This window comes from Leptolyngbya sp. CCNP1308, from assembly GCF_034932455.1.
Taxonomy (GTDB): Bacteria; Cyanobacteriota; Cyanobacteriia; order Phormidesmidales; family Phormidesmidaceae; genus Nodosilinea.
Window position 1 is genome coordinate 1 of the sequence record NZ_JAYGIH010000091.1, and the last position, 2,379, is coordinate 2,379.

Consider the following 2,379-nt stretch of genomic DNA (forward strand, 5'->3'; position numbering starts at 1 on the left):
GTCGGGTAGGAGGGCATACGTCGCCGCATCCCTCCCCCCAAAGAACCGGACTTGACAGTTACCCATCATCCGGCTCAAGCCTTCGCCCATGTACATGTCTGTGATTGTGACAGGCTTTGTGAATCAGCTCTAGATTGAGTAGATCATCGCCGCCGCCTTCTTTCACAGGCTGCTTGTGATGCGTTTGCAGCGTTTCGCCATTAAACAGATGCTCACCACACACCTGGCACTTCCATCGCTGACTCTGAGCTACATGATGGAGTTTGGAGCCACGAGCCAGTAGGACTTTTCCCATTCCGGTGCGGCGCTTGCGCCAGTAATCGGAGAGGGTTGGATCATCGGGGGAGAAGGTGCCCTTGACCCGAATATGGCGGCTAATCGGCGTATCGTAGACCTGGGTAAGCGCGAACGTGTGTTCTTTGCCATCTCGGTCTTGTGCCTTGGTTGCAAAGATCCAACTCCGACCCCGAAGGGTATGGAAGTATTTCTTCGCAATCCACCGCTTGCCCTTATTGCGGTGTCGCTTGTAAGACCATCTCCAGAGTGCTTTCCAGATTTGGTATTCCACATAGCTAAACACCCGCTTACTGGCCACATGACGATAGAAGTTACACCACCCCTTGAGTCTCGGGTTCAGGTACCGAATTACATCCACTTGTTTGATGTCTTTGTGACGTTTCAGCCACGATCTGATGTCATTTAGGAACGCTAGAACCTTATCCTTTTGGGGGCGAATGATGCAGTGTCCGTTAAAGTGGCGAATCGTAAACCCTAAGAAGTTGAACCCTTTGGTCACAGGGACGATTTGGGTCTTCTCGGGGTTGAGTTGGAGTCCTCGTTGCTGTAACCACGCCTGAATTTCAGGGAGGACAGCCTCGAGATCTTCCTGACTCCTAGCGGTCACGACGAAATCATCCGCATAGCGAATAAATCCGTACTTTGGGAGTTTACGCTGGTACGTGCTACCTTTGGCGCTCGGCAAGGGTGTCCTCGGCGATACCTTACGGTGCTTATCCAGCATTGCTCCTAGCCCGTCTAGAGCGATGTTCGCCAAGAGGGGCGAAATCACACCTCCTTGGGGAACGCCGTTAGGAGTCTCATAGAAGATATCTGACTCAACGTAACCTGCTTTGAGCCACTGCTTAATCAGCTCTCTGCCAGGGATTGCTCCGATAGCGTCAAGGATATAGCGGTGGCTGATATGGTCGAATGCCCCTTTGATATCGGCATCGAGCACCCATAAGTCATGCCCTTTCCGTAGCCGACTATGGCATTGGGTAATGGCATCATGGACACTTCTGCCAGGACGAAAACCGAAGCTGTTCGCCTCAAAGCGGGCTTCCCAGCTAGGTTCTAGGGCATTCTTGACCACTGCCTGTAATACTCTGTCTTGGACTGTGGGAATGCCCAATGGGCGTTGTTTCCCATTGGCTTTAGGAATATAGACTCGCCGGGCAGGTTTAGCTATCCAGGGAGTATATATCTGCATTGTTCGCCACAGCCACTCCCGCTCTTCCGTGCTGCGGAACGTCAGACCGTCAACGCCTGCCGTCTCTTTGCCACGATTGATTTGGGTGACTCGTTTTATCGACAGCAGCAAGTTAGCTTGACTGCGTAGCATCAGCTTCATCAGGCTTCTCACCCGATTCCACTGGTGTTGTTGGGTCGCACGATAGATGCGTTGTCTCAGGTTCTTAACCCGTTTCTGAATGAGCTTCCAGTTGATGTCTGCCCACTGCTGTCCGGTTCCCTTCGCTCCGATGTCATTGCTGACTCTATCTTTCACGTCGGTTCAGTTCCTTTACATTGGCTCTATGCGTGGAAGACTCGCTGGAAGTCTGCCCGCTTTCACGGTGGGGCAAAGCTTGAACCCCTATCCTGGGCGTTACCCCAGACATTCGCTTTCTCCAGCATCCTTTACCCGCTAAGTAATTCCGCTTCCCTTGCGGTCGGCCTACTGCGGAGGCATTGATGCTCCCGCAGAACCTATCGGGCTTACCGTGTTCCGTCCGTTCGAGATGCGACTCAGTAAGGTTCCGCCTACTACTCCGGTGGGACTTCTGTCCTTCGCTATCAGTCCATACACCCTGATAGCCACCCACGTACCTTTTGGTTAGAGTGTGTCAGCCTGATTTCACTCTCTACAAGTATTACGAAGCTTATAGCGATTCGCTGTCGCTAACCTATCTGAGTCTTCCTCTTGCAGTCTCTACAGAATTGGGCTTTCTGTAGGTACCGCTTTCGTGCCTTGCATTCCAGTGGGTTCATTACTTACTGCCACCGTAGGCGGAGTCAGTGACTCTGTTACGTGAGGACAAAGAGAAGGAGTCTTTGGAGAGGACGGCCTCTCGCTCGGAACGGGCAACTTTCACGTCGCAC

The 2,379-nt window shown here is 52.5% G+C and carries 1 protein-coding gene; it reads right to left on the bottom strand.

Going from position 1 to position 2,379, the window contains the following annotated elements:
- Positions 1-58: 58 nt before the first annotated feature.
- The gene (gene ltrA / locus VB780_RS25555) at positions 59-1,786 is read right to left on the bottom strand and encodes a group II intron reverse transcriptase/maturase (RefSeq protein WP_323354015.1); all 1,728 of its coding nucleotides are present in this window, start codon (positions 1,784-1,786) and stop codon (positions 59-61) included.
- Positions 1,787-2,379: the final 593 nt, after the last annotated feature.